The organism is Variovorax sp. 20P10.2.4, assembly GCF_058244205.1.
Genome location: NZ_JBZAYE010000724.1, coordinates 1 through 3,407, shown reverse-complemented (window position 1 = coordinate 3,407; position 3,407 = coordinate 1). Strand labels below are relative to the sequence as shown.

1 protein-coding gene is annotated in these 3,407 nt (G+C 71.1%); it reads right to left on the bottom strand.

Annotated elements, in window-relative coordinates; translation table 11 throughout:
- Positions 1 to 3,407 (bottom strand): filamentous hemagglutinin family protein (locus tag AC27VN_RS36355; protein ID WP_490879773.1); only part of this gene is annotated, 3,407 nt, incomplete at both ends.

Below are 3,407 nucleotides of genomic sequence, written 5' to 3'. Positions count from 1 at the left end.
TCGTCGCGCCGCGGGGCTTCGTTCGCGGGCAGGGGCTCGTTGCCGAAGCCGAGCACCCGCACGGTGAAGACCGAAGGCAAGGCCTGGCGGCCGGCGGCGCGCTCGCGCTGCACCACGTCCTGCGCGGCCATGGCGGCCTGCGATGCCGCGGCGCTCGCACTCGTGAGCGCGCCGATGTTCACGGCCACCACCACCGGCAGGCCCCTGGATTCGCCCTTGACCTGGATGTTGTCGGCATTGAGCACCTGCAGCGCCGCGATGTTGAGGTTGCCCGCCACGCGCACGCCGGCATCGCCGGCGTTGACGGTGCCCTTCGGCGCCACCAGGTCGACGTCGCCATCGCCCACGGTGCCGATGCCGCTGCCGCTGCCGCTCATGTCGGACTTCTCGCGCACCACGGTCACGCCGTCGAGGTCGGTGACGACCTCGGCGGCCGAGGGCACGCGCACGGTCTTCGAGCCCTTGCCGGCGTCGATGTCGCCCACGCTGGACCAGAGGATCTGGTCGCTGCCGCGGTCGGTCGCCGCGGGCACGAAGGACAGGATGCGCGAGCGGTTCACCGTGACGTCGTCCTTCGCGAAGATGCCGATGTGGCCCGAGGCCAGCGTCACCAGGCCGTAGCCGTCGGGCACGGTCGCGCCCAGCGCCGCCACCTGCAGCCCGCCGCCGGGCGTGAGCACGTCGATGTCGCCGCCAGCCATGGTGCGCAGCATCAGCTTGTTGGCCGCCACGTTGCCCTGCCAGTCGCTGCCCGGGAACAGCGTGGCGATGGCCGCGTAGCCGCGGTTGTAGCCGCCGTTGCGCGGCAGGCCTTCCACGCCGGGCTCGTTCTGGTCGCGGCCCGCCTCGCGCAGCTCGAGCAGGTAGACCTGGCGCAGGAACTGCTGGCGCGCGAGTTCGGGCAGGGCCTGGAAGCGGGTCCAGGCCTCGAGCGGCGCGAGCTTCTCGCCGGTCATGTCGAGCATGTACGACACCAGGCCGCGCCGCACCACCTTCTGCTGGCCGCCGGCGCGGGTCTCGGCCAGGTCGCTCAGGTACAGCGGCAGCACGCTGCCGTCGTCGCCGCGCACCTTCAGGTACTCGGGCATGGACGCCACCTTCGACGGATCGAGGTAGGCGGCGCTGAAGGCCTCGTAGGCCGCGGGCCGGTTCATGCCCGCCATCACGGTGATCGAAGCGCCCTGCTCGGGCAGGCCGTTGACCTGGGTCAGCAAGGCCGGCCGGTTGGCGCCGTCGTAGCGCTGGTTGCCCAGGGTCTGGATCTTCAGGTCGTCGGCATACACGTCGCGCCCGGCCGACAGCACCAGCGCGCCGGCGCCCTGCACCGACACGTTGCCGGTGTTGTCGGTGAAGGCATAGGGGGTGCGCACATAGGTCATCGCCAGGATGTCGTTGCCGGCCTCCAGCAGGGTGGTGTCGCTCGCATGCACGTTGCGCGCACTCAGGCGCACGCCGCGGATGTCGGTGCCGGCGCGCAGCCAGGTCTGCTCGCTGGCCATCACGTCGGCGCCCAGGATCGAACCGCCGGCCGCGTAGATGCGGCTGGGCTCGTAGTCGCCCGCCAGGGCCAGGCGATCGGGGTTGCCCTCCTTCCGATAGAAGTCCTGGCGGGTGCCGGGGAAGTAGGTACCGATGTCGTTGCGCAGCAGCGCATCGAACTGCACGTTGTACAGGCCACCGAGCGGAGCGAAGGCCGTGGGAATGGTCACGGGCGTGGCGCGCGCCATGACGACTTCCGCGTAGGCCTCGCTCTGGTAGCTGCTGTCGAACTCGTAGCTTCCCACCGCCATCAGCGCGCTGTAGTTCCCGTTGTCGAAGCGCACGTCGCGCTGCGCCATCAACCGCAGGTCGTTGGTGGTGCCGGGCATCACGTACATCGGGCCCTGGATCTCCAGCGAGCCGTTCATCGCCGTGGCATGGGTCGAGGCTGGATAGCGGTTGCCGCCCAGGCCGATCAGGCGGTCCGAAGGCGTGGTGGCGAACGACAGCGCCAGGTCGCGAAAGGCGAACACCGCCTGGTTGACCAGCGTGACGTCGCCACCGGCCGAGGCCAGGCTCAGCGACGTCCTGTCGGTGTAGCCGCTCATGTAGGCGCCATAGTCGCGCATCCGGTTGCTGGGGCTGTCCGGCACGTAGCCGTCGCCGTAGCGCACCAGCAGCGGGTCGATCACCGACTGCAGGCGCAGGTCGCCCGCCGTGCGCAGGCTCAGCGTCGCGTCGCCGAGCGCGAGCACCGGCGCGATCGGAAAGACCTGGGTCTGCGCCCCTTCCTTGCTCACCCTCACGTCGAAGCCGACCGCGGTCTCGCCGGCCGTGATCTCGCCCGCACCGCGCGCCACGTAGTACTGGCCGCCGCGGATGGCGCCGCCGGCGTCCACCGTCATCGCGCCGCCGTTGCGCACCTCCATCCGCATCGCCTCGCCCGGCGTGCGGCCGCCGCGCATGCGCATGTTGCTGGTCAGCGCGACCACCAGGTTGCCGAGGTCGCCGCCCGCGCGCACCTTGACGTTGCCGCCGCCGAAGGCGGCCACGCCCTGCTGGAACTCGCCGTAGTTGATCCACCAGCTCGACTGCTGCGCGCGCTCCATGATCGGAACCGGCTGGCCGTCGACGTAGCCGGTGTCGATGCTGTATTCGCCGAACGCCAGGTTGACGTCGAGGTTGCCCTGCCGGTTGAGCCATTCGGTGAAACGCTGGCCGGAGAGTTGGGCACTGATGTCGCCACGCGCGTCTATGTCCAGGTTGCCGCCCGCGATGCCGTAGGTCGCGTCGGCCCTGGCCGTGCTGAAGTCGCTCCAGGTGGTGGTGTCCCTGCGGCCGGCCGTGTAGATCACCGAGTCCTTGTGCGCCAGCTCCAGGTCACGCCCGGCGCGTACCTCGATGTCGCCGGTGCCGGTGCGGACCAGCTTGCCCGCGCCGTTGTCGACGGCCGGGTCGGTGCTGGTGTTGGCGCTGCCCACGACGATGTTGCCCTGCCCCGCGGCCAGCGCCGCCAGCGGCTTGAGCGCGAGCCCGTTGGCCGAGTCGAGGTCGCCGCCCGCGACCAGGCGCAGGTTCCACGAGGCCGGTGCCTGCAGCACGCCGCTGCGGTCGGCCCGGTCGAAGCCGTCGCTCAGGTGGCCGCCGACGATCAGGTTGCCGCCCGCGCGCAGCGTGAGGCTGCCTTCGCGCGCGCCGGCGAAGTCGCTCATCAGGTTCCAGTCGCTGTCGAGCACGAGGTCGCCCGTGCTGCGGATCTCGATGCCGGGCATCACGGCCATGCCGGTGCCCAGGCGCGCGCGCACGGCGTCGGCGCCGGCCGCGAAGGCATTGGCATCGGCGACGGCCTCGGCCTTGACGGCATCGACGCGATCGCTGTCGTAGCTGCGCACGCCCTCGAGCACGCTCGAGCGCGCACCGGTCACCTC